At 70.5% G+C, this 21,979-nt stretch carries 27 protein-coding genes; 8 read left to right on the plus strand and 19 right to left on the minus strand.

The genetic code is table 11. From position 1 onward, the window contains the following. Positions 1-115 precede the first annotated feature (115 nt). Both ACYVO6_RS38045 and ACYVO6_RS38050 read left to right on the plus strand, forming a co-directional pair. Positions 116-1,012 carry a glycosyltransferase family 2 protein gene (locus tag ACYVO6_RS38045; RefSeq protein WP_461069510.1) on the plus strand — a complete coding sequence of 299 codons (897 nt, stop codon included), beginning with the start codon at positions 116-118 and terminating at the stop codon, positions 1,010-1,012. Between the two features lie 114 nt (positions 1,013-1,126). Continuing rightward, positions 1,127-1,444 carry a DUF2795 domain-containing protein gene (locus ACYVO6_RS38050; RefSeq protein WP_461069512.1) on the plus strand — a complete coding sequence of 106 codons (318 nt, stop codon included), beginning with the start codon at positions 1,127-1,129 and terminating at the stop codon, positions 1,442-1,444. 76 nt (positions 1,445-1,520) lie between these two features. Here ACYVO6_RS38050 and ACYVO6_RS38055 read toward each other — a convergent pair whose 3' ends face one another. The 4 genes from ACYVO6_RS38055 to ACYVO6_RS38070 form a co-directional block, all read right to left on the minus strand. Beyond that, positions 1,521-1,721, minus strand: a complete 201-nt coding sequence (locus ACYVO6_RS38055; RefSeq protein WP_461069514.1) for a hypothetical protein — start codon at positions 1,719-1,721, stop codon at positions 1,521-1,523. Positions 1,722-1,922: 201 nt separating this feature from the next. Beyond that, positions 1,923-2,327, minus strand: coding sequence for a DUF2267 domain-containing protein (locus ACYVO6_RS38060; protein ID WP_461069516.1), 405 nt, complete (start codon positions 2,325-2,327; stop codon positions 1,923-1,925). Between the two features lie 234 nt (positions 2,328-2,561). Beyond that, a complete protein-coding gene (locus ACYVO6_RS38065; protein ID WP_461069518.1) occupies positions 2,562-3,347 on the minus strand; it encodes an alpha/beta fold hydrolase in 786 nt (261 codons plus the stop codon). Positions 3,348-3,384: 37 nt separating this feature from the next. After that, positions 3,385-4,725 carry a hypothetical protein gene (locus ACYVO6_RS38070; protein WP_461069520.1) on the minus strand — a complete coding sequence of 447 codons (1,341 nt, stop codon included), beginning with the start codon at positions 4,723-4,725 and terminating at the stop codon, positions 3,385-3,387. Between the two features lie 212 nt (positions 4,726-4,937). On the opposite strand from ACYVO6_RS38070, the gene ACYVO6_RS38075 reads away from it, so the two are divergent. Further along, positions 4,938-5,390, plus strand: coding sequence for a YbhB/YbcL family Raf kinase inhibitor-like protein (locus ACYVO6_RS38075; protein ID WP_461069522.1), 453 nt, complete (start codon positions 4,938-4,940; stop codon positions 5,388-5,390). 40 nt (positions 5,391-5,430) lie between these two features. Here the strand turns inward: ACYVO6_RS38075 and ACYVO6_RS38080 are convergent, their stop codons facing one another. The 3 genes from ACYVO6_RS38080 to ACYVO6_RS38090 form a co-directional block, all read right to left on the minus strand. Beyond that, complete coding sequence (locus ACYVO6_RS38080) at positions 5,431-5,739, minus strand: DUF3040 domain-containing protein (RefSeq protein ID WP_461069524.1); 309 nt, start codon at positions 5,737-5,739, stop codon at positions 5,431-5,433. A 64-nt stretch (positions 5,740-5,803) separates the two neighbouring features. Beyond that, positions 5,804-6,730 (minus strand): polysaccharide pyruvyl transferase family protein, encoded by a 927-nt coding sequence (locus tag ACYVO6_RS38085; protein WP_461069526.1) that lies wholly within the window; start codon positions 6,728-6,730, stop codon positions 5,804-5,806. Continuing rightward, entirely contained in the window at positions 6,727-7,371 is a 645-nt protein-coding gene (locus ACYVO6_RS38090; RefSeq protein ID WP_461069528.1) for a phosphoribosyltransferase, read from the minus strand. The genes ACYVO6_RS38085 and ACYVO6_RS38090 overlap by 4 nt, the downstream gene beginning before the upstream one ends. Positions 7,372-7,617: 246 nt before the next feature. Here ACYVO6_RS38090 and ACYVO6_RS38095 point away from each other — a divergent pair, with 246 nt between their 5' ends. Next, entirely contained in the window at positions 7,618-7,962 is a 345-nt protein-coding gene (locus ACYVO6_RS38095) for an STAS domain-containing protein (protein WP_461069530.1), read from the plus strand. Here ACYVO6_RS38095 and ACYVO6_RS38100 read toward each other — a convergent pair. The 6 genes from ACYVO6_RS38100 to ACYVO6_RS38125 all read right to left on the minus strand — a co-directional run bounded on the left by ACYVO6_RS38100 (position 7,949) and on the right by ACYVO6_RS38125 (position 11,858). Continuing rightward, on the minus strand, positions 7,949-8,377 hold the full coding sequence (locus tag ACYVO6_RS38100) for a DUF2267 domain-containing protein (protein WP_461069532.1): 429 nt from the start codon (positions 8,375-8,377) through the stop codon (positions 7,949-7,951). The two genes, ACYVO6_RS38095 and ACYVO6_RS38100, sit on opposite strands and share 14 nt — an antisense overlap. A 102-nt stretch (positions 8,378-8,479) precedes the next feature. Beyond that, complete coding sequence (locus ACYVO6_RS38105) at positions 8,480-8,989, minus strand: mycothiol transferase (protein WP_461069534.1); 510 nt, start codon at positions 8,987-8,989, stop codon at positions 8,480-8,482. A gap of 79 nt (positions 8,990-9,068) precedes the next feature. Beyond that, complete coding sequence (locus tag ACYVO6_RS38110) at positions 9,069-9,476, minus strand: Zn-ribbon domain-containing OB-fold protein (protein WP_461069536.1); 408 nt, start codon at positions 9,474-9,476, stop codon at positions 9,069-9,071. 124 nt (positions 9,477-9,600) lie between these two features. Beyond that, positions 9,601-10,275 (minus strand): TetR family transcriptional regulator, encoded by a 675-nt coding sequence (locus ACYVO6_RS38115; protein ID WP_461069837.1) that lies wholly within the window; start codon positions 10,273-10,275, stop codon positions 9,601-9,603. A 116-nt stretch (positions 10,276-10,391) separates the two neighbouring features. Beyond that, positions 10,392-10,775 (minus strand): hypothetical protein, encoded by a 384-nt coding sequence (locus ACYVO6_RS38120; protein WP_461069839.1) that lies wholly within the window; start codon positions 10,773-10,775, stop codon positions 10,392-10,394. A gap of 159 nt (positions 10,776-10,934) precedes the next feature. Then, on the minus strand, positions 10,935-11,858 hold the full coding sequence (locus tag ACYVO6_RS38125; protein WP_461069538.1) for a MurR/RpiR family transcriptional regulator: 924 nt from the start codon (positions 11,856-11,858) through the stop codon (positions 10,935-10,937). A gap of 278 nt (positions 11,859-12,136) precedes the next feature. Here ACYVO6_RS38125 and ACYVO6_RS38130 point away from each other — a divergent pair, with 278 nt between their 5' ends. Further along, the gene (locus ACYVO6_RS38130; RefSeq protein WP_461069540.1) at positions 12,137-12,814 is read left to right on the plus strand and encodes a ribonuclease H family protein; all 678 of its coding nucleotides are present in this window, start codon (positions 12,137-12,139) and stop codon (positions 12,812-12,814) included. Between the two features lie 103 nt (positions 12,815-12,917). Next, the gene (locus tag ACYVO6_RS38135; RefSeq protein ID WP_461069542.1) at positions 12,918-13,112 is read left to right on the plus strand and encodes an antitoxin; all 195 of its coding nucleotides are present in this window, start codon (positions 12,918-12,920) and stop codon (positions 13,110-13,112) included. Between the two features lie 52 nt (positions 13,113-13,164). On the opposite strand, the gene ACYVO6_RS38140 is transcribed toward ACYVO6_RS38135, so the two are convergent. Further along, a complete protein-coding gene (locus ACYVO6_RS38140) occupies positions 13,165-13,623 on the minus strand; it encodes a hypothetical protein (RefSeq protein ID WP_461069544.1) in 459 nt (152 codons plus the stop codon). Between the two features lie 235 nt (positions 13,624-13,858). Here ACYVO6_RS38140 and ACYVO6_RS38145 point away from each other — a divergent pair, with 235 nt between their 5' ends. Further along, positions 13,859-14,842: an endonuclease/exonuclease/phosphatase family protein gene (locus ACYVO6_RS38145; protein WP_461069546.1), complete on the plus strand. Its 984-nt coding sequence runs from the start codon at positions 13,859-13,861 to the stop codon at positions 14,840-14,842. A gap of 4 nt (positions 14,843-14,846) precedes the next feature. Here ACYVO6_RS38145 and ACYVO6_RS38150 read toward each other — a convergent pair whose 3' ends face one another. Both ACYVO6_RS38150 and ACYVO6_RS38155 read right to left on the minus strand, forming a co-directional pair. After that, on the minus strand, positions 14,847-15,728 hold the full coding sequence (locus ACYVO6_RS38150) for a poly(ethylene terephthalate) hydrolase family protein (RefSeq protein ID WP_461069548.1): 882 nt from the start codon (positions 15,726-15,728) through the stop codon (positions 14,847-14,849). Positions 15,729-15,798: 70 nt separating this feature from the next. Beyond that, positions 15,799-16,953: a helix-turn-helix domain-containing protein gene (locus ACYVO6_RS38155; RefSeq protein WP_461069550.1), complete on the minus strand. Its 1,155-nt coding sequence runs from the start codon at positions 16,951-16,953 to the stop codon at positions 15,799-15,801. A gap of 153 nt (positions 16,954-17,106) precedes the next feature. On the opposite strand from ACYVO6_RS38155, the gene ACYVO6_RS38160 reads away from it, so the two are divergent. Then, positions 17,107-18,282 carry a helix-turn-helix domain-containing protein gene (locus ACYVO6_RS38160; RefSeq protein WP_461069552.1) on the plus strand — a complete coding sequence of 392 codons (1,176 nt, stop codon included), beginning with the start codon at positions 17,107-17,109 and terminating at the stop codon, positions 18,280-18,282. A 12-nt stretch (positions 18,283-18,294) separates the two neighbouring features. On the opposite strand, the gene ACYVO6_RS38165 is transcribed toward ACYVO6_RS38160, so the two are convergent. The 3 genes from ACYVO6_RS38165 to ACYVO6_RS38175 form a co-directional block, all read right to left on the minus strand. Continuing rightward, positions 18,295-19,059, minus strand: coding sequence for an ankyrin repeat domain-containing protein (locus tag ACYVO6_RS38165; protein ID WP_461069554.1), 765 nt, complete (start codon positions 19,057-19,059; stop codon positions 18,295-18,297). Positions 19,060-19,188: 129 nt separating this feature from the next. After that, entirely contained in the window at positions 19,189-20,373 is a 1,185-nt protein-coding gene (locus ACYVO6_RS38170) for a damage-control phosphatase ARMT1 family protein (protein ID WP_461069556.1), read from the minus strand. 35 nt (positions 20,374-20,408) lie between these two features. Then, the gene (locus ACYVO6_RS38175) at positions 20,409-21,827 is read right to left on the minus strand and encodes a S1 family peptidase (protein ID WP_461069558.1); all 1,419 of its coding nucleotides are present in this window, start codon (positions 21,825-21,827) and stop codon (positions 20,409-20,411) included. Positions 21,828-21,979 lie beyond the last annotated feature (152 nt).

The raw sequence follows: 21,979 nt of genomic DNA on the forward strand, positions 1-21,979 counted from the left end.
GAGGCCCGGCGGGCCCTGCGCGCCGCGCTGGCGCGGCTGCCGGCCGCGCTGCGCGCCCGCAGGCCGCTGCCCCCGCACATCGAGCGGGCCGTGCGTCGCGTCGAGGAGGCGCCCCGTGAGCGATGACCGGACGACCGTGGTCGTAATCACGCACAACCGGCGGACCGAACTCCTGCGCACTCTCGACCACCTCGCCGAACTCCCCGAGGCCCCGCCGGTGATCGTCACCGACAACGCCTCCACGGACGGCACCGCCGAAGCGGTCGCCCGCCGCCATCCGGGCGTACGGCTGCTGCGTCCGGGCCGCAACCTCGGCGCCGTCGGCCGCAACCTGGCCGTACGACACGTGCGTACGCCCTATGTGGCCTTCTGTGACGACGACTCCTGGTGGGCGCCCGGAGCACTGTCCCGCGCCGCGGACCTCCTGGACCCCCGCGACCGGCTCGCGGCCGTCACGGCACGCATCCTCGTGGAACCGTTCGGCACCGAGGACCCGATCGTCGAAGAACTGCGCAACTCCCCGATCCCCGGCCCCCGCTGGCTGCCCGGCCCCGCCCTCGGCTCCTTCCTGGCCGCCGCCACCGTGCTGCGCACCGACGCGTTCCGCGCCGCGGGCGGCTTCTGTCCGCGGCTGTGGCTCGGCGGCGAGGAGGAGCTGCTCGCCGCGGACCTGGCGGCGGACGGCTGGTGGCTGGCCTACGCCGAGGAACTGACGATCCATCACAGTCCGTCGCCGGTACGGGACTCCACACAACGCCGCACGCACGGCATCCGCAACACCCTGTGGTTCACCTGGCTACGCCGCCCGGCCCCCGCCGCACTGCGCCGGACCCTGCATCTCGCGCGGACGGTCCCCCGCGACCGGGCTTCCCTCCGGGCCTTCGGCGAGGCGGCCGCCGGACTGCCCTGGGTCCTGCGCGAGCGGACCGTGCTGCCGCCCCATGTCGAGGCCCGGCTGAAACTGCTGGAACACGCCCAGCGCCATTCGACGGCCCGCAGGTACACGGGCTGAGCGGGCGGTGACGCGCACCTGGCCGATCATGCGCCCGCGCATGGGAACCGAACGTCCGGGGTACTCGCGGAAGCCGTACGAGACCGGTCCGGAGGACCGAGTGAGGGGAGTCCCATGGCTCACACGAACGTACAGGAGGTCCTGCACGCTCTGAAGGGCGTGACCTTCCCCGCGGACAAGGACGAGCTGGTGCGCGCGGCCCAGGTCGCCGGAGCGTCGGACGAGGTCGTGCGGGCGTTGCGCGCCGTGCCGCCGGAGGAGTACACGAACAAGGAGGACGTCGCACGCTCCGTGCGCGTGGATCCGGACTCCGACCTGGACCTCAGCCCCTCTCAACAGGCGCAGCAGGCGCGTCAGGGCGGAAAGCCGGGACAGGCGCAGCGGCTGCGTGCCGTGGAGAAGCCGCCGGTGGAGGACGAGCTGGACCAGTGACGAGGCGAAGCCGCACGCTCGCGTGAGGCCGGCCTCATCACCGGATCGGGCCGTTGAGCGACATGGACCGAGCGGTTCAGTCCGCGCTCTCCGGGCGTTCGCCCTTGGGGCCGCGACCGCGTTCCGTGCGGGGCCCGCGGCTGCGCCAGTCCGGGTCCTCCTGCAACGTCTCGTTGGCCTCTTCGTTGGCCTGCTGATCGGGGGTTCCGGCCGCCTCCGCCTCCTTGCGCAGCCGCGCACGCCGGGTGTCGTACTTCTTGCTTCCGGGCTCGGGCATGTCGATCACTTCCTGAGTGGTTCAGAGCCGCGGCTTGGTCTCGAAGCGCGGTCCCTGGTCCGGGGTGTCGGACCCCTGTAGCTCGGTGACCAGGCGGGGTACGGAGACCAGGTCGTGCAGCAGGGTGCGGGTCTCCTCGGTGGTCTGTCCGCGCGCACCAGGCGTTTCTGCGGACTTGTGGGCCTGGTGTGCCGCCGTGCGCTAGTCCGTACTGCCCGCGAAGAGGACCTCGGCGAGGTCGTCGTCGAGTGCGGGGCGGATCTGCGTGGCCAGAGCACCGTTGGTGGCCTCGGTCGCGACCTCGATCACGCAGCGGGCTTCGTGCAGGGCCTTCGGGTAGCTGGTTCCGGCACGCTGCGCCACCCGGTTGAAGAACTCCTCCCGGTCCATGCGGATGCCGGTATAGGGCTCGCCCGGCGTGTACGCCACCCGGCGCAGATGCTCACCGACCTCCTGCGGCAGCTGGGCCGCGGCCTTCTCCGCGACCGATGCCGGAACGCGTTCGGCGAGGGTCTCCAGGCTGGCCCGGGTAGCCCTCTCGGCCGCACCGCGACTGTCCAGCCGGGCGCGGGCCTGAACCTGACCGATAAAGGCATCGTGCTGCATGGTTCACCTCGCTTCGTTGCCGTTCACGCAGAACGGGTTACCCCCGCCTTTGGCCCGAAACGGGAAGAGGGGTGTATCTCGGCATGGCGCCGATCTGTGCTGAGCGCGCGCCGCGGTTGGCCCGTCGTACGAAGAGCACTCGTCGCATGTGAGCGCAAGCAGACATCTGGCACGGTCCGGACGTCCCCCCACCGGCATGGGCAGCACTGCCCCGGGGTGACCGCACCCCCGGGCTCAGACTCGCCCCGCCGCCGCTGCCAGCTCCCGCACCGGTCCCGACCACGCGTCAGGAACCAGCCAGGGAAACGTGTGCGCCCCCGGCACCTCGAGGTACCGGCCGTCCGGCACGAGGCCGACGAGTTCCCGGCCCCAGCGGGCCGTACTGATCCGGTCCTCACGGCCACGGATCACGAGCAGCGGAACGCGCAGCCGGGCGACGGAGTCCTCCAGCCTGTCGGCCCGGTGCACCAGCGCGATGTGCACCATCCTGCGGATTCCGGCCCGCTTCCACTCCGGGCGATGGTTCTCGCTGAGCCCGGACGGTTCGTGGCGGGAGTCCAGCCGCCAGCGGAGCAGCAGCCGCGGCAGGCTTCTGGCCATGGGGTCGACGGTGGGGCTGGCCAGCACGACGCCCACGACGTCCGGGTGGTCCACGGCGGCCCGGGCGGCGACCTGAGTACCGCTGGAGTGCCCGACGAGAACCACCTGCCCCAGGTCCCGCTCGCGCAGCCAGTCCGCGACACAGCTCCCGAACTCCCGTACGTCCATCTCATGCGGGGGATCCCCGCTGCCCGCGAATCCCGGCAGCTCCACCAGATGGGCCCGGGTCCACTCACCGAACGCCGCAAGGCCCGGGAGCAGGTAGTCGGACACGCCCATGCCCTGGACGAGTACGACCTCGGGCACCGACGGCTGCCTGCGGCCGACCGCACGACTGCGCATCCGCCCGAAGTCGCCGTCGTAGTAGGTGATTTCGGTGTGCTCGGGGAACGCCGGGGTGTGCTGCTCGCGTGTGTTCATGGCCGGTCGTTCTTCCTCTGCCGGGTGGCCACGGTCATCATCCGCCCGCCGTGCCGAGGCTCTCGACCCTTGGCGGCAACGGGGCCGAGGTGGCCGGGAAGTGGGTGAGGAACTCGTCCATTTCGTCGAGGCGCAGTGGGGGAGGCATCAGGTACCGCTCGGGCAGCGCCGCGAGCGCGGGCCGGTGCCGCATCGTGGCGCCGAAATCCCACGGGTAGGCACGCTCGTCCACGCCGAGGGTGCCGCCGCTCTCGACCGCGTACCGCTCGGCCACCTCGCCCCACTCGGCAGCCGGAACCTGGCCGACCGAGCGCAGACCGTTGGAGAAGAGATTGACCCCGATGTGCTTGTACGGCTCGACTCCGCGGAGGTAGCGCTCCAACAGTTCGACGGAGGACCTGGCGGTGAACTGCAGCCAGAACGGCACCGCCCCCAGGCGCAGCGTCCAGTACGGCTCCCACTGGTCGTACGTCTCGACCAGCAGCCGCTCGGCGGGCAGTCCGCGCCGGTGGTGCCACCAGCGGTACAACTCCGCGACCGTCGGGCTCAAGTGCTCGGGTTCCTCAAGGGTGATGCGCCGCACCCGGTAGCCGCGCCGGGCCGCCACCTCGGTGATGTCCTTGGTGAGAGCGTCGTCGTATCCCCACTCGGCCTCGGGCTGCCGTTCGTCCGCCGGCGGCGGGTCCCAGCGGCGTACCGGTGACCGCTGCTGCGCGAGATGCTCGGCGACCCGGTCGCTTCCGGTGATGTACTCGTCGGGCGACATGCCGCCCAGGGCGCCGAACTGGAAGCTGTGGCGCTCCCCGAGAACGGTGACGGGCCAGCTCAGCGTGCAGTCCACAATGAAGATCGTCGCTCCGGGGGCCAGCCGCTCCTCGAGGAACCGCTCCAGCGTGGCCCCGAGCCGCAGCCGCTTGACGCGGAAGTACAGGAAGCGGACGAGCATGGCCCGGTCCTGACTCGGGTCGTGCATATGGCACAGGGAGAGATCGGGGTTGGCCGCCACCATGCTGCGGCCCAGTTCCAGGCCCGCCATGAGCGAGTCCCGCGGGCGGTCCGGGTCCACCCGGGCCCGTACCGGAACCAGATAGGTCTGCGGCAGTACCGGCGCACCCATCGCGGCCGCGAGGTGTACGGCGGCGCCGCTGACGGAGCCGATGAAGACGGCGGGATACGGGCCGGGGCCGTACTCCCCGACGGTCCAGGAGGACAGGTCCTCACTCGTGAGCCCGCGCACCCGGGACGCGCGCGAACTCTGGAACCGTCCCGCCGTGACGAACAGCCGGCGTTGCGCCCTGGGGGGCAGCGCCGAGGCGAGCGCCGCGAGACGCGAGGAGGCGGGCCCCGCACCCAGCGCGCGGAAGTCGCGCCCGCGCATGAATCTGCTCACCGCACGGACGGCCGCGACCGACGAGTCAAAGTCACAGAGCGTACGGCTCACCCGCCGACGATTGCGCACAGGGGCCTCCTCGGTTCGGAGGGGGTGGCATGCCGGGTTCCCCGTGCGGGGCGCCGCTAACGCCGCGGTCGAACCACACCGTTCCGGCCGCGTCAGGTGTGCCCGCGCTCCTTCGGGGTACTGCGGCGCGCATGGCCGGAATCGAACTCAAAAGCACCGCATTCAATGATCACGCCATGATCCCGGGCCGCTACGCCAAGCAGGGCGACAACGTCTCCCCGCCTCTGACCTGGTCCTCAGTGCCCGACGAGGCCGTGGAACTGGCTCTGGTGTGCGAAGATCCGGACGCGCCGTCCGGGACCTTCATCCACTGGCTGGTGACGGGTATCGATCCACGCAGCGAGGGCCTGGACGCCGATGAGAAGCCTCCGGGCGGCCACCAGCACAGGAACGGCTACGGCGAACCGGGATGGGGCGGCCCTCAGCCCCCGGTCGGCGACAAGGCGCACCGCTACTTCTTCCGCCTGTACGCCCTCCCGGGCCCCGTCTCCCTCCCGGACGAAGCCACCGCCGAGGACGTGCGCAACGTCCTCGACCGTCAGCAACTGGCCAGCGGCACCCTGGTTGGGCTCTACCAGCGCTGACGCGCGGAACCCGGCTCCTGGGTGTGGGGCAAGCCCCGGCTCATGGTTCCGTCCACCGGCACAACAGCCGGAAGACCCCGTACAACGTCAGCGGCCACAGCGCGGCGAAGGCCCAGATCACGACCGGCTCGGAGGTACGGATACCCGCCACCATCAGGACCACCGACACCGCCAGCAGGAGCACGACGGTCGGTACGCGGGGCTGGTAATCGGCGACGCGTGCGGGGTTGAGCCGTCGCTTGATCCGTAGGGTGCGCAGCCTGCGACGCAGCCGTCGGTCGCGTCGCAGGTCCACTTCCATCTCGTCAAGAATGCGCTGTTCGCGATCGGGGAGTCGGCCTGTCGCCATTTTCGTTCCCTCTACGACGGGCGGTGTTCGCTGACCACGGGTGCCCCGCGCTCCGGCGAACTAACTAACCGGAGGGTCGCCCCGACCGGAGAGGCCGCGCCGACAGCGCCTCGACGAGCCCGTGCACGCCGTCCCCGGAAGGGCCGTGCAGGAACTCGTCCCGGCTCTGCCGAGCCGCAGACCGCCCCGACGTGAGGCACCACTCCCACCAACGGTCCAGCCGACGGGCGTCCAGCCGCTCCGCCGGAACGAGGGCCGGCCAGTCGCAGGCGCGCGCCTGAGCGGTCACCTTCGCGCCACCGGCGACCGGATCGACCGCCAGCGCCGGGATCCCGGTCCGCAGCGCGAGCACCAGCCCGTGCAGTCGGTCGGTGACGACGCAGTCCAAGCGGGCGAGTACGGACTGGAGTTGCTCGGGTGTCGAGTTCAGCCGCCAGTCCCGCGTATCGAGTCGCGTCTCCAGCTCGACCCGCGCACAGTCCTTGCCCACGAGCCACCGCGTCACCGTGTCGGCGACATCGCCGTGCCGCCGACGAGGGCCGTACTCCTGCTGGCCGTACGTGAGGATCACCCCGATGACGGGCGTGGGCCGGCCGGCCGGGGCGCTCACCGACAGGTCCGGCACCGGATCCGTACCGGGGGCGTCCCGCGGCAGCACCAGGTGGAATCCGGTGACGGCGGGATCGTCGGGATCGACCACGGAGACGCCTACCGCGATACGCCGGCAGGTCCTGAACTCCTGGTGCAGCCGGGCGACTTGGGGCCCATGCAGCGGACCGCACACGAACACCAGATGGGTGTACGCATCCGGCCGTACGTCCGCCAGGTGCAGGCCCTCGGGCCGGAAGCCGGGGCTCCACACCGTGTCGTGCGACAGCCCTTCGCGGGCCAGCGCCTGCTCCACCCGCCGCAGAGCGAGTACGTCACCGGCCGTGGCCTCCCCGTCCAGGAAGCTGAACCACCCGGTGAGCAGGATCTTCGGTCCGGTCACGACAATCCGTGCAGGACGTCGAGCACTTCGTCGTCCGTGACCTGGTCGAACTCCTCGTACCAGAGCCCGACGGCCATGAACGCCACCGGCTCGTGCAGACACACCAGCTCGTCCGCTTCCTCCCGCACCAGCAGGGCCGCCTCCGGCGAGCACACCGGGACGGCGAGCGTGACGCGGCCGGGATCGTAGCGCCGTACGGAACGCAGGGCGGCGAGCGCGGTGACTCCGGTGGCCACGCCGTCGTCCACCACGACAGCGGTGTGGCCGGTCAGTTCGGGGATCGCTCTGCCTTTGCGGTAGAGCTGTTCGCGCCGGTGCAGCTCGTCCCGCTCCTGCTCCACGATCGGTTCGAGGGCCGTCTTGCTCAGCCCGAGCCGGTCCAGCGCCCGCTCGTCGAAGAACGGCTCATCCTCCCCGGCGATCGCGCCGACGCCGAGCTCCGGCTGGAACGGCGCTCCGATCTTGCGGGCGACCAGCACATCCAGCGGGGCGTCGAGCACTCGCGCCACCTCAGCGGCCACCACGACGCCACCGCGCGGCAGGGCGAGCACGACCGGATCCGGCAGCGCCCCTTCCTCCCGCCGCACGAGCAGCCGTTCGGCCAGGGCCGCACCGGCCTGCCTTCGGTCACGGAATCGCATGAGTCCCACTCCTTCCGCCCTCCGAATGCGTTCTCCCTGGTGATGAGGGGGCAGGGCGAAGGCCGAGTACCCCCGCGATCGTCGGCCATGCGGAACGGAAGGCTCGGCCTCCGCGCGTACGGCTGGCTCGATTGGTGTGGCCCACAGGGGGTAGCCGCACCGCAAGGGCTCCAAGGGAGAGCTGCCCCACTCGCCCCTGCACGCCATGACGACGCATGTGCGCACACCCCGAAGGGGGTGGGGACGATGGTGCAGCAACCGACGTACGGCCTCCGGAAGCGGACGCTGAGCGACAGCACGGTCATCGAACTCTCCGGAGAGCTGGATCTCCTGGCCACGATCGAGCTGGTGACCTCCCTCGACGCCGTGTGCGACACACAACCCAGTCAGCTGGTGCTCGATCTGCGGCAGGTCACGTTCCTGGACTGCAGCGGCCTGTCACTGCTGTGCCGGATCCGCAATCGACTACGAGGCGAGCGGAGCCGGCTGCTCCTCGTCCTCGACGACCCACGCCACAGACGCCTCCTGCGGCTGACCCGTCTCTCGGACACGTTCGACATCTCCACGGACGTGCCCCCTACACCTCAGTGATGTCGGCCCGGGCGACCGGCAGCAGCGTACGGATGTCCGTGGGCAGGACGCGCGCCAGTTTCTCCATCTCGTCGGGTGCGATCGCCGCGTCCAGGACTTCGAAGACCGCGACCGCCTCCCGCAGTGCGGCATCCTCGGGCACACCGGCGCGCCAGGCGACCCGCCCCGCGAACGCGGTCAGGTCGAAGCGCTCACCGGAGCCGCGCCGCTCAGGGCTCCCGGCGGGCGAGGACACCTTCTCTCGCATCAACTCGGCCAGCGGCGCGGGCAGTTGGGCGGCCAGATGGTCGGCAAGCCCGACGGGTATGCGCTCCGCCAGCGTCGACAGCACCGCCCGCGTGGCCTGCTCGGCGGAACTCCGGTCGGGCAGTCCGGCCCGCTCCCGCACTTTTCCGATCAGCTCGTCGTGCCGCATGGTTCCCGACTCCTCCGCGTGCGTGGGCCCCGTGTTCCTCCGGCATGGCCGGCGGACCCGTACCTCACGCGAGTGTCCCTGGAGCAGCCGAATACACGGCCCTCAACGCGCTTGCAGGACTCCCCGTACGAACGCCGCCTGCCCGACGTGCTGCAGGTCGTCGGAGAGGACGCTGACCAGGCGGACGCCCAGGGTGACGGGCGGCGACCAGTTCTCGTCGACGATGCGGTCGAGCTCGTCGTCGTCCAGGTCGCGCAGGAAGGTCAGTGTCTGCTCGTGGACGGCGTCGTGGTAGCCGAGGAGCAGGTCGCCCGAGTCCACGCGGACCTTGGCGACCTTCGACGAGGTGTGACCGTAACCCGTGTCCCTGCGAGGGAGCCCCAGGCCGAAGCGGTCCGCCCAGTCCTGCGCGAGCCAGACCTGCTTGGGGCCAAAGGCATCGGCGACGTGGTCGTCCTGGACGCGGGTGAGATGCCAGACGAGCCAGGTGATCGAGTTGGCCTCGTCGTCGATGCGGGCGTTCAGTTCGTCCGCGGAGAGTCCGTCGACGACGGCGTGGACCTCCTCCTGGATACGGTTGTACGCGTCGACGAGAACGTCCTTGGCTTGCATGGCTTCCTCCACGCTCCGCGCGGGCAGCTGACCCTGACAGTGTTCCCGCGCGAGCCCGCCCGCGCGCGTCGGAAGCCGGTCAGAACCAGCCGGAGTAAGGCTCTTCGCAGAGCTTGAACACGGGCTCGTGGCGCACCGGGTCCGCGGCCGTGGTGAGCTGTACGCGGTCACCGACACGGATCGCGATGAGCGGACCCTGCACCCGCCCTCGTACCGTGAACCCCTCCGCCAGCTCGACGAGGGACACATTGCGGGCGGCGGGGGTGTTGCGCTGGACGATGGTGGCGTGGCGTACGACGCCCAGGCCCGCGCTCCGCTCCGTCCGCAGGTCGCTGCCCGCGCAGACCGGGCAGAGCAGCCGGTGGAACATGGCGGTCCCGCACCAGCGACAACGCTGGTAGCAGAGCCCCTCTTCGGCCGGTTTCGTGGTCGTCGCCGTCTCCGCGTCGAGTACGCCCGCCGTGGTCCGGCTTCCCGGGTGGAACACGATGTCATCTCCCTGCGCTGGGCCGGAATCTGATGTGATGCGCGCGCAACTGCTGTGCGCCGCATTGAATCCAGCGTATGGCACGGAGTGCCACGCGTAAAGGCACTCAGTTCCCTCAGTTTCGTCAATCGGGAGGGCGTTCCAGCGTCGCCTCGATCTCTTGCACCACCCGCCACATCGGTGCCCCACGCCGGGAGACGAGCACGACGACATCCTCGACGTCCTCCGCGGGTTCGGGCCCGGCGCCCGGAGCGAAGGTCCGCTGCACAAGGGCGAGCGCATGGTCGACCTCCGCGCTCGCGTCGCTCTCGCCGTCCGAACGCAGCCACGACCGCAGCCCGTTGTTGTGCGCGGCGACGACGGCCGCGGCGATCACATCGGCCCGCAGTGTCCCGTCGGGCTGCCCCGCGAAGCGTCGGCGCAGATATTCGGCGAGGGCCCGCTCGTACCGCCAGACCACCGAGAGTTCGTATGTGCGCAGTCCCGGGACCTTCTTGGTGAGACGGTAACGCTGGACCGAGAACGTCGGGTTCTCCGCGTACATACGCAGGACCAGCCGCGCAGCGTCGCAGACCCGCACCACCGGATCGTGCTCGTCGCCGCCGCGGCCCAGGAACTCGGTCATATCGGCCAGACAGCGCTCGTGGTCCGGGAAGACCACGTCCTCCTTCGACGGGAAGTACCGGAAGAAGGACCGCCGTCCGACCCCGGCGAGCGTCACGATGTCATCGACGGTGGTCTGCTCGTACCCCCGCTCCAGAAACAACTGGAACGCCGCCGCCACGAGCGCGTCCCGCATCGGCGGCTTGGGAACGGTCATGTGCGGAAACCTAGCATCGGCCAGGCGGAATGGCACTCAGTGCGCTGTTCACGGGGAACTCAGTGCCATGTGCCGCAGTGCGGCGCCTGGTCGGCTCAGCGTCCGGTGCGTCCGCTGTTGCCGTCCACCAGGGCCTGGGTGACGACGCGTACGCCGCGGGCGATGTGGTTCAGCTGCGTGAGTTCCGCGGCGTACAGCTTGATGGTGTGCTCGATGACGGACTCCGGCATCCCCATGGAGGGCAGCTCGGCCCGGGCGCTGTGCAGCGCGGTGCGGACGACCCGGATCTCCTGCTGGAGCTGAATCTGCGCGTGGCGGGCGAGCAGAACGGGCTCGCGGATCAGCAGCGGGTAGCTGCCGTAGCGGGACGGCACCAGTTCGCGCAGCCACTTGGCCGCCGATCGTTCCCAGTCCCGGTTGCCGGGCGTCTTCACCTGGCGGGGCCAGTCCGTGCTGATCGGTGAGTACGTCAGGGACATCGTCATCGCTTCCGGGGCGGCGGGCGGTTCGGGGGACTCCCGATCAGCGAGAAGTATTCATATATACCGTCGGGTACGCAAGCGCATGAAAAAATTCATGTCGATGTACCGCTGAATACGCCCGAATCATGCCCTGCGGAAGGCGACCACTCAGTCCTTTCAATCCTTGAGGAAGAACGCGTGCTGTTCCGCGCCCTGCTCGTACTCGTCGAGGCGGGCCTGTGTGCGCTCGGGGTCCGCGTCGGTCATCGCCTGGAGCAGGGCCGCGGACATCACGCCGGGCGCGGCGTAGGAGTCGAAGACGAGGCGCGAGCCGGTGCCGGAGGCGAACACCACGTCCGCCTCGTCGGCCAGCGGGCCGAGCGCCAGGTCGGTGATCAGGGCGACCCGCAGGCCCGCGCGCCGGGCGACCCGCAGGGCCGTGAGCGTCTCGTGCGCGTGCCGGGGCATGGAGAAGGCCAGCACCCAGCTCCCGCCCGCCTCGCGCGACTGCAGCAGTGCGTCGTACGCGACACTGCCGCCCCGTGTCACGAGCCGGACGTCCGGGTGGATACGGCGGGCGGCGTACGCGAAGTACTCGGCCAGCGAGCCGGAGATCCGCAGGCCCAGGACCGTGAGCGGCGTCGACTGCGACAGCGCGCGGCCGACCTCGATCACCTGCTCGGGATCGGCGAAGTCGCGCCGCAGGTTCTCCAGGTTGTCGATCTCGGCGTCGACGGCCGCCTGGAGCTCGTTCGGGCGGGCCTCCTCGGCGGCGTCGGGCGCGGACGCGAGTGTGCTGAGCGCGATCGACTGAAGCCGCTCGCGCAGCGCGGGATAGCCACTGAAACCCACCGCCGTCGCGAAGCGCGTCACCGAGGGCTGGCTCACACCCACCCGGTCGGCGAGATCGGTGATCGACAGGAACGCGGCCTCGGTGATGTGCTCGATCAGGTACTGGGCGATACGCCGCTGGCCGGGGGAGAGCCGGGGTCCGTCGAACAGCGCCCGCAACCGTGAGGAGGGGGCGGCCTCCGCCTCGGGGACCGGCTTTCCCGAGCTGATCGCGGACGCCTGCGCGCGTGCCCGCTGCGGCGATGGCACCGGTGCGCCTCCTTCGTCTCCCACAGTGGTTCAACATACAGCGAGGCTTGAGGGACGGACGGTGATCCGCTCGCGCACGCGCCCTAAGGAGGCCGCAGGCCTTCCTCAGGGGCGCGGGGCTGTGACATATGCGGCTCCGCCGCGATGGGGGTCCCCCCGCTCATGGGGGTCCCCCCGCTCGAGCGAAGCCGAGAGTGGGGGAGGAGCCGAGAGTGGGGGAGCGACCCGCCACAACGAACCCGCAGCTTCGAACGGCAAACCCAGCGGAGCGCTCTGGCATGATCGTACGCATGGCTGAACGCGTTATCGCCGCGTGTGACGGGGCGTCGAAGGGAAACCCAGGGCCCGCCGGCTGGGCCTGGGTGATCGCCGACGCGACGGGGACCCCCGTCGCGTGGGAGGCCGGACCGCTGGGTACGGCGACTAACAACGTCGCCGAACTCACCGCGCTGGAGCGGCTGTTGGCGGCGGTCGAGCCGGGCGTGCCGCTGGAGATCCGGATGGACTCGCAGTACGCGATGAAGGCCGTCACGAGCTGGCTGCCCGGTTGGAAGCGCAACGGCTGGAAGACGGCCGCGGGCAAGCCGGTGGCCAACCAGGACCTCGTCGTACGCATCGACGAGCTGCTGGCGGGCCGCGAGGTGGATTTCCGCTACGTACCCGCGCACCAAGTCGGTGGAGACCCGCTCAACGACTTCGCCGACCGGGCCGCGAGCCAGGCCGCGTTCGTCCAGGAACCGGCGGGCAGCGAGCAGGGATCGCCGGAGCCGCCCCCGTCGTCCGGCGGCAAGAAGGCCGCGTCTCCCAAGAAGCGCACCTCTGCTGCCTCGTCGTCCCGCACGCTCAAGGCCAAGTTCCCGGGCCGTTGCCGCTGTGGCCGCCCCTACGCGGCGGGCGCGACCATCGCCAAGAACCCTGACGGCTGGGGCCACCCCGAGTGCCGTACGGAGGCGTAGCCCTCCGGCGGCCCAGCTGGACCCCCGCCTCCCTGGGATGCGAAACCCCCCACCTGCGGTGACCCTGGATGGGTGGGGGGTGTGCTGATCAGGAGGATGTCTCATGTCCATGATGGACAAGATCAAGAGCATGCTGAAGAGCCATCCGGAGCAGACGTCCAAAGGCGTCGACAAGGGCGGCGACTTCGTGGACGAGAAGACCCAGGGCAAGTACAGCGGCCAGGTCGACACTGCCCAGGACAAGCTCAAGGACCAGTTCGGCGGCGAGCAGCGTCAGGACCGCCCGCCGCAGTCCTGACCCCGGCCCCTCGTGGCCCTGGGGGCGATACCTCCGGGGTGACGGGGGCCCCTCATGTCCGCGGCGGCGACGAGTACGACGAGTACTGAAGCTGGTTGCCGGTGAAGGGCTGTCCCTTCACCTGACCCCACCACAGCACCACCCCGTGCCTGCGTTCCCAGCGGGCGGCGTATCCCGCCTGCATCAGCCGGTCGACGGCCATCACCAGCGGCGCCAGGGCGAACCACTCGATCCAGAACGAGACGATCAGCGTCGGCACGGTGATGAGGGTGAGCAGGCGGCCGCTGATGAGCTCGCGCCGCAGGTCCACCCTCCGGGGCGGCACGGTGTCGGAGTCGGCCAGACGATGCGCCGACTTGAACGACGCCACCTCGCCCACCCACTTCAGTGGGCACAGGGAGACGAGCCCACCCAGAACGCCCAGGGCGAGCATGCCGCCGAGGGCCTGCCAGAAGCTCCAGTCCTCCTCCGAGGCATCGCGCAGTCCGTAGGCCACGATCACGCTGATCACTACGGCGCATGCTGCCGTCGCAGCGCCCCTCAGCTGATGGTGCACGTATCCGATCACCGTTACGTCCCCCTCCGCGCCCACCTCCACGGTTGGGCCCCGGGTCAACTATGCCCGCGGTAACGGCAATTTTCGGCCGCTCTGTGGATCACCTGACCAGAACTCCTGTTGTTCCAGCGAAGGATGGCGCTGTGCCATGGTTGTGGGGCAGCGGAAGCAAGAGGGGGGCACTGCGTTCATGGCAGCGTCAACAAAACTCGCCCCGCCTTCGTCCCGCCGTCGGGCCGTCATGGCGGCGGCTTCCCTCCTGCTGCTGCTCGTCGGCCTGCCCCCCAGCGCGGCACCCCTGCGAGCGAACCCGGATCCAGTACCGCCGGGCACGGCGCCCATACAGGCGGGCCCGGCCACGACGCCGTACCGGATCGGCACCTTCAACATGGCGGGCGGCAACCCGAAGTACGGGACTGCGGGCGAGGAGGCCGCCGACGACTTCGTACGCACCATCAAGGAACGCCGGCCGGCCTTCGTGACCATCCAGGAGGGATGCCGCGACTGGACGGAGCGGCTCGACAGCCAACTGCCCGGCTATACAGCGGTGTTCGACAACGTGGTGTCGGAACGCGGCACCCCCGGGCAGTGCTGGCACGACACAGAGTTCGGCCTCGCCATCCTCTTCCGCAACGACCTCGGCTTCACCCCTCCGGCCGGAGGCGGACACGACCTCGGTTCACCGGCCGGCCGCGAACAGCGCGAAATGCTCTGCGTACGCTCGCAGAAACAGCGCCTGGCGGTGTGCTCGATCCATATGTCGAGCGGTTCCGCTCCCGAACTCCAGGAAGCCCGCCGGAAGGAGGCCGCCGAGGCGAAGCGGCTGCTGGCTACCACCTACCGCGGCTACCGGAAGTTCCTTCTGGGCGACATCAACACGACCGCCGAAAAGGCGCCCACTGACAGCTTCTACCACCGTGACTACGGGGACGGGGCGACGGGGGAGTTCAAGGAGGCCGGCAGTCCCTGCGGCAACCACATGAACAACTGGACGGTGCCGTGCCGGGCCGGTGAGGCGACCTACGGCCTGAACAAGATCGACTACCTCTTCGTCCCGCCGTCCGCCACCGTGTACTGGAGCGAGACCGAGCACAGCGACTACTCCGACCACGACTCCCTCTGGGCGGAGATCGCGCTCCCGGACCGGTCCGGAGACCAGAGCCGGTCCGGGTAGCCCCCTACCCCGTGGGACAGGTGTTCCGGTACTCGCTGATCTGCAGGTTCGGTGTCGGAGCCGGGCACAGGAACTGCTCGTAGCGCACGTCCTCGTCGACGAACCGCTTCAGCCAGGCGATGCTGTACTTCGCGATCGTCACGTTGGGGGAGACCGCCACCAGGTGGCCCTCGCCCCTCAGTTCCAGGTACGCCTTCTCCGGTGCGGAGGTGAGGCTGTCGTAGAACGGCTTCGCGTGCGAGGCCGGCGACGCGATGGCGTCGTTCTGGGCGCCCATGATCATCGTGGGCACGCGGTCGCCCTGCCAGGTCTTGTCGTTGTTCCACGGCATGAGCGGGATGGCGGCCTTGAGCGAAGGCCGCAGCTCCGAGGCCTTGAGCGAGCCGCCCCCGCCCATCGAATGACCCATCACAGCAAGGCGGTTGGGGTCGATACGGTCCTTCACGGAGCTGCTCTGGACGAGGAAGTCGAGCGCGTTGACCAACTGGGTCGCCCGGTCGTCGGGCTGGTCGGTACCGGAGTTGGTCTCCAGGGTCAGTACGACGAAACCCTGGGACGCCAGGCGCGGGCCGTACCAGCTGATGACGGCCTCCGGCGACACGAACCCCGGGCTGATCGCCACGGCTCCGAAGGTGCCCTGGCTGGTGTCGGTGGGGTAGTAGGCGGTCCCCTTGTTGAAGTTCGGGCCGTCGACCGTGGTCTGGGCCGTGGCGAAGGGGCCGCGCTCGGCGGTGATGGACTGCTCGGTGGGCGCCGGACCCCGTTGGAAGTCCGCGGGGCCGGCCTCCGCCTGCTGGGGGAGGAGGCTCGCACCGGTCACCGCCAGGGCGGCGGCGCCGGAGAGCAGACCGAGTCGTTTCACGGTGCGGGTGCTCGCATGTCTCATGCGGCTGAGCATGCTGACAGAAGTTCAGTACCGCTTCTCGTTCAACTGCTGAATTCTGTACGGAAGTTTGTCAGAGGAGCGAGGAACGCCCTGCCGACCTGCTGCGCAGCGCGAGCTGCGCGTCGAACCGGAACGCCGGGTCGTCGAGCCGGTCGCCGTACAGCGCGGCCAGCTGACGCAGCCGGTTGCGGGCCGTCTGCGGATGGATGCCCAGCGCGGCGGCGACCTCCGGGGCCGTACGCCCGGTGGAGGCGAGCAGCGCGTCGAGCGTCTCCGTGAGGCGTTGTGCCTTGCCCGGCGAGAGGGCTCGTAATGGCTCAAGTACCTGGTCGGCCAGCAGACTTCCGATCGGGGAGCCGTGCAGCAGGTGCAGCTCCGCGAGGTGGTCCTGGGCGCTGGTCCGTCCCAGGCGCCGGGCCAGCCGGGCGCAGTGCAGCGAGATCCAGGCCTCCTCCAGGGGGACAGCCGGGCCCACCGCCGCACCGGTGCCCTGAAAAACCGTCAACAGCCGTTCGTCGGGCACCACCAGGTGCAGCTCATCGTCCCTGGTCACCCTGAGGACATCGGCGTCGAGGCCGGGCACCTTGACGGAGGCGGGCAGCAACACGCAGCGGACCCGCTCCGGCAGCGGCCAGGCGGCCCTGCGGGCCAGGTCCGGCAGCGGTTCCGCGAGCGGATCGCGGCGGCGCTGCAACAGCCGTGCCACGAGCAGCCGACGGCTGCGCAGGACGTCGTCGGCGGCACCGGCCCGCGCCTCCTCGAAGCCCGTCACCGACTCCCCGGCCATCGCGTGGATATGCGTGAGCACGGCCTCGCTCAGCGGCACGGCGATCTCTCCCGGCAGCGCCGCGTCCCGCGCCACGTCCACATAGCGGCGGCACGCCACCCGGGCGCCGATACGGTACGCGGCCTGCAGCCCGTCCATACCGCGCCCGCTCAGGTACTCCAGCCTGCCCAGCCTTCTGAAGTGCGGCACATAGTGGTGCTGTGGCGCGTCCGGCTCCTCGACCAACTCGGTGAACTGGGTGGCCGCCAGACGCACCGCCTCGGCGACATCTCGGGCTACGGCGGAGCCGAACGGCTGCCGGTAGCCGCGTACCTCCCGGCGGATCGCCTGCACCATCTCCGTGGTGAGCTCCGGCAGCCGGGTACGCAGACGCGGGGCGAGGGCCGGCGGCAGTTCATGCCACGGACGCCTGGATAAGAACGGCTCAGCAGCTGACACGTGGCAACTCCCTTGCTAGCACGAGCGGGTGAGTCGTCGTGTTGTGGAGTGTAAGGGGGATGACACTTTCGCCGTGCGCTCGCGCGAAATCTGGCGTACGTCACAGGAGTCCCGCAGGCTTGTTCAGCCCCACGGGAATCCACGGGAGGCACCTTGACCCTCGCGAACGCACAGGACGCCGATCCGCTCCCGGGCGAGATGCGCCGGATGCTGCTGCGGCAGATCCCGGCCGTCGTCGACGAGATGGAGAAGGCCGTCCGCTCCGGGCTGCCGGACTACACGCATATCGCCGACGACACGGACGGCTTTTCGGTACGTCAGGTCATCGACCGGACGGTGAGCTGTTTTGTCTCGCTCCACGACGTGACCCGGCCCGGCCCCGCCGCCGTCGCCGAGCTCATCACCCTGTATGAGGCCATCGGCGCCCAGCACGGCCGCCTCGGCCACCCCCTCGACATGCTGAGAGACGCGCTCGACCTGGGAGGGCGGGTGGCGTGCCGCCGGCTCATCGAGGACGCATATCGCGAGGGCTGGCCGGAATCCGTCCTTGCGACGATGACCGAGGACGCCTTCGAGTTGATGAGTACGGCCATCGCGGCGGCCTCACGCGGGTACGCCGGCGTGTGCGGCCGTGACCCGGTCGACGTACAGCGGGACCGGCTGCGGGACGCGCTGGTCGCCGAGCCCGGGCAGGGTCCGCGGCCGCTCGCCGAGCTGGCCGCGGCGGCCGGCTGGCAGTTGCCGCGCACCCTCGCCGTGCTCGCGCTGCCGCCGGGAGATCACCCGCAGATGCATGTCCTGCCGCCCGAGGTGCTCGCCGACCGCAGCCCCGCCGCGCCGTACCTCATCCTGCCCAACCCCCGTGATCCCGGCCCGCGTTGGCTGCCGAAGGCCAAGGGCGGGGCGCTCGGGCCCGTGGTGCCCGTCGACGCGGGCGTGGTGTCGTTGCGCTGGGCGCGGCGCGGACTTGACCTGGTCGATCGCGGGGTGCTGTCCGCGGACGCGCCGCTGCGCTGCGTCGACCACCTGGCCGTCCTCTCCGCCTTCCAGTCGGGCGACCTCCTCGAAGCCGCCGCGACCACCCTCCTCGGACCACTGCTCGAACTCCCGCCCCGCCGCCGGGAACCCCTCCTCGAAACCCTGCTGGTCTACCTCCGCTGCGGAGACAACGCGGTCCTCACCGCCGAACGCCTCCACGTCCACGAGCAGACCGTCCGCTACCGCCTGCGCCAGATCACCCAGCTGACGGACGGCACCTGCCCGGATCCCGAACGCCACCTGGAGACCATGCTCGTACTCACGTGGCTGCTGTCGCCGGAGGCCCGCTGAGCGCGCCGGTGCTCATGGCAGTTGGGCGCGCGATTTCGCCCCTTGCTCGCGCAGCCAGTGGGCGACGGCATCGGCGTCCGCGGCACGGGCGATGTCGAGCGGGGTCTGGTCGTCGTAGCCGATCCAGTCGCGGTCGGCGCCGTGCGCCAACAGGTACTCGGCGGTGGCCAGTTGGCCGCCGTGGCAGGCGCCCCAGAAGGCACGGGTGAGGGCGTCGTGGTCGACCGGTTCCTGCTCCGCCGGCTTGTCGTCGGCAGGTCCGGGGCCTTCCACGAAGGCCTTCACCCGGTCCAGCAGGCCGAGCGTCGCGGCGTCCTGAAGCGTCGTACGCGCCCCGAGTTCGACGAGCCGGCGCGCGGCCCGCCACTGGCCGAAACCGCGCGCGTCGGCGAGCGGCGTACCGCCGCCGATCACGGCACCCGGGGCCTCTATGTCGGCGCCCGCCTGGAGGAGCGCGTCGAGTACGGGGACGTCGTTGTTGCTCGCCGCCCAGTGCAGCGGCGTCTCCGAATGGGCCCCGTCGAAACGGGCGTTGGGATCCGCACCCGCCGCCACCAGCGTGGCGACCACCGCGGGGCCGTGCGGAAAATGACCGGGCCAGTCCGCGGCGATATGCAGCAGCGTCCGGCTCCCGGCACCACAGCCGTGCTCGACGATCCGCACGGCGGCAAGCCCGGGATGCTCGGCAAGACACTGCCGCAGCGCCCCCACATCACCACCACGGATCGCCTCGGTCACCGCGACGGACAGGGGATCCCGCGAGTCGAGCGTCTCCATCACAAGCCTCCAGCCCAGCACCGAAACCCTGCACGCATGACCTGAGCCTGCCAGAAAACGAACGCCCACGATGCCGGACTCGCAACGAGCCCGACACGCTGCCGGTCTCCAGGCTGCCGCGGCGAACGGTCAGGCACTCACCTGGATCAGAGCGTGCGTTCCGCTCGTCCGCCAGGCTTCCCCGGTCGCGTCCAGTTGCTCGAGCGTGTGCGGCGCCAGGCCCGTGGCGACGTCCGACTTGAGTGTGCGCAGCGCCGCCACTGGGGCCGGAAAGTACGCGGTGACCTCAGTGAAGGGGATCGTGGCGGGCCAGTGGTGGTCGCCCACGAGGCGGCGGTAGTTGAGGTCGCCCTTCATGAGGGTGAGCGTGGCGGACGCGAAGTCGCCGCGGAGGTCGGCCGGCATGTGCGCGTAGGGGAGTGGTGCACAGGAGAACGGGTGGGTACGCAGGATCAGGCGGCCGCTCATGATCGCCTGCCGCAGCCGCTTGCCGACGTCCGCCGCGTAACCGGACGCGGTGGTCAGGCGGTCCAGGCAGGCGAGGGCGTCGGCGGTGGTGGCGTCGGAGACGTAGTACGGGTACGGCTTGAGGTGCAGGACGACCGAGGTCGCGCGGCGCGTGGTCAGCAGGTGGTCGGCGAGTACGAGGTCGGGGAGGAGTTCGGGTCCGGCGTTGTCGGCGACCAGGCAGACCTTGCCGGGCTGTGCGGCGGCCAGGGTCTGCCACAGTGCGGCCGAGTCGTCCACCACGAGTCCGGGTACGCGTGCGCCCAAGCCCTCGGCGCCCGCGGACAGTTGGAAGCCCAGGTCCGCACGGTTGCCCCAGAGGGAGGAGTGCAGCAGCGTGCGGTCCTGTTCCTCCGCGGGGAGTTGGGGAAGGCGGTCGAGTGCGGAGAGTTCGTCGTCGACCTTGGAGCTGGTGAGTTCGGCGTTCTTGAACGGGGCGAAGGGGTCGACACCCTGCCACGGGCCCGGCGTGAAGTAGCCCAGGGAGGCCAGGAGTTTGCGGTAGAAGAAGCTCTCCGCCCACAGGAAGGGGACGTCCGACCAGCGCTGCCCGTAGTGCGGCTCGTCCCGCCACTGCTCGGCACCCGGTTCGGCCTCGTCCAGCGGCTCGATCACTCGCTCGGTGATCTCCTCCAGGAGGGCGTCCAGCGCACGCTGCTGCTCGGGCGGATACGGCGTGGCCTGCCGTACCCGCTCGATGAGGGCCGGATGCCGCTCGTCCAGCACACTCCGCGCGAAGGAGCCGGCGGTGCCGGCAATGACAGGGGCGCGGTCGTGGTCGTCAGGCGTGGGGCCGGGAAGCGTCATTCCTCCAGTAAACCGTTCACGGTACGGCGCTCATGTCAGCCCCAGCTCTGTGAGTACTCGTTGCGGTACTGCCTGCGTCCCCGCTCCATGCGGATCTGGATCGCCACCAGCGCGATCAGGCTTCCCGCGATGACCAGCAGCCCCGGCCCGAGATTCCGGTACTCCGCGATCCGCGCGACCAGCGACGACGCGTCGTCCGTCCCGCCCTCGGGCACCGTCTCCACCGACCCCACGCCTCCGGGTGCGGTCGAGGCCCCGCCGGGCGGCACGGCCGCGCCCGCCCCGTTGTCGGCGTCGTTGCCCGCGCCCGCGTTGTCGTCGCGGGCCGAGGGCGTCGCCTGCTGGCCGCCCGCCGAATCGGGATCGGCGGCCAGCTGTACGCCGAGGGTGTCCAGCGCCTTGGTGACCGGCTGGAAGAACGTCGTACCGCCGCTGTCGCAGTCCCCGTTGCCACCCGAGGTGATGCCCAGCGCCGTGCCGTCGGCGAACATCGGGCCGCCGCTGTCGCCCGGTTCGGCACACACCGTGGTCTCGATCAGCCCGGTGACCGTGCCCTGCGGGTAGTTCACCGTCGCGTCCAGGCCGGTCACCTCGCCGGACTGGAGCCCCGTGGTGCTCCCGCTGCGGAAGACCTTCTGCCCGACGGCCGGATCGGCCGCACCGGTGATCCGCACGCCCTGGCCGTTGCCGACGGCCACCACATCGGGTCCCTCGAGCACGGTGCCGGTGTCGTACCGAACGAGGGAGTAGTCACCACTGCCGGGGAACTCCACGTCGGTGGTCGTCCCGACCTGCTGGGTGCCCTGCTGGTCCGAGAACCAGGTGGTGCCCTCGGGACCGCAATGGCCCGCCGTCAGAATGAAGTCGGCCCGGCCGTTGGTCACGTTGAAGCCCGCCGAGCAGCGGCCCGCACCGGCGAAGAGCGGCTCGGCGCCGTTCAGACGGGTGGTGTACGTGCCGTCGATGCGTTCCATCCGTACGGACTTCCCGATGCTCTCGGCGACCTTGGTCAGCCGTGACCATTCGTCGGCGGAGACGGTGCTGTCCGCGCGGACGACCACCTGGTTGTTGGCGTAGTCCATCGACCACGAGGTACCGGACACGCGGGGCGAATCCTCCAACGTGGCGGTGGCGGACCGCAGTTCGCGCATGTTGTGGTCCACCATCTTGGCCCCGGCGCCCGCCCTGCGTACGTCGGCCGCCGCCTCCTCGTCGGTCACCGCGACCATCGGGCGCCCGTCGGCACCGATCCAGGTACCCGCCGTACGCTCGGTGCCCAGTTCGGAGACGAGCCCCCGGCCCGTGTCGGCGGCCTGGCTCACGGCGCCCGGCCGGTCCGACTCGGTCGACGTCTCACTCGCCATGGCCTGCGAGACCATCAGCCCTCCGCAGACCAGCCCGCCAATGGCGGCGAACCGCGCGAACCGCTGAACGTTCCGTCGTGCATGCCTCATCCATGGCTCCCGTACGCCTGTCCTGACACAGCGTCATCCGCGCGGGCGCCCACGCAGGGTGGACGCCCTCCTTCAGTACGTGCCGGCATACCGTCCGGTTCACCGGACCCGCCCACTCTTCGGAGCTGGCCGGATCCCGACGGTCGGGCGCG

This window comes from Streptomyces pseudoechinosporeus (assembly GCF_054783935.1).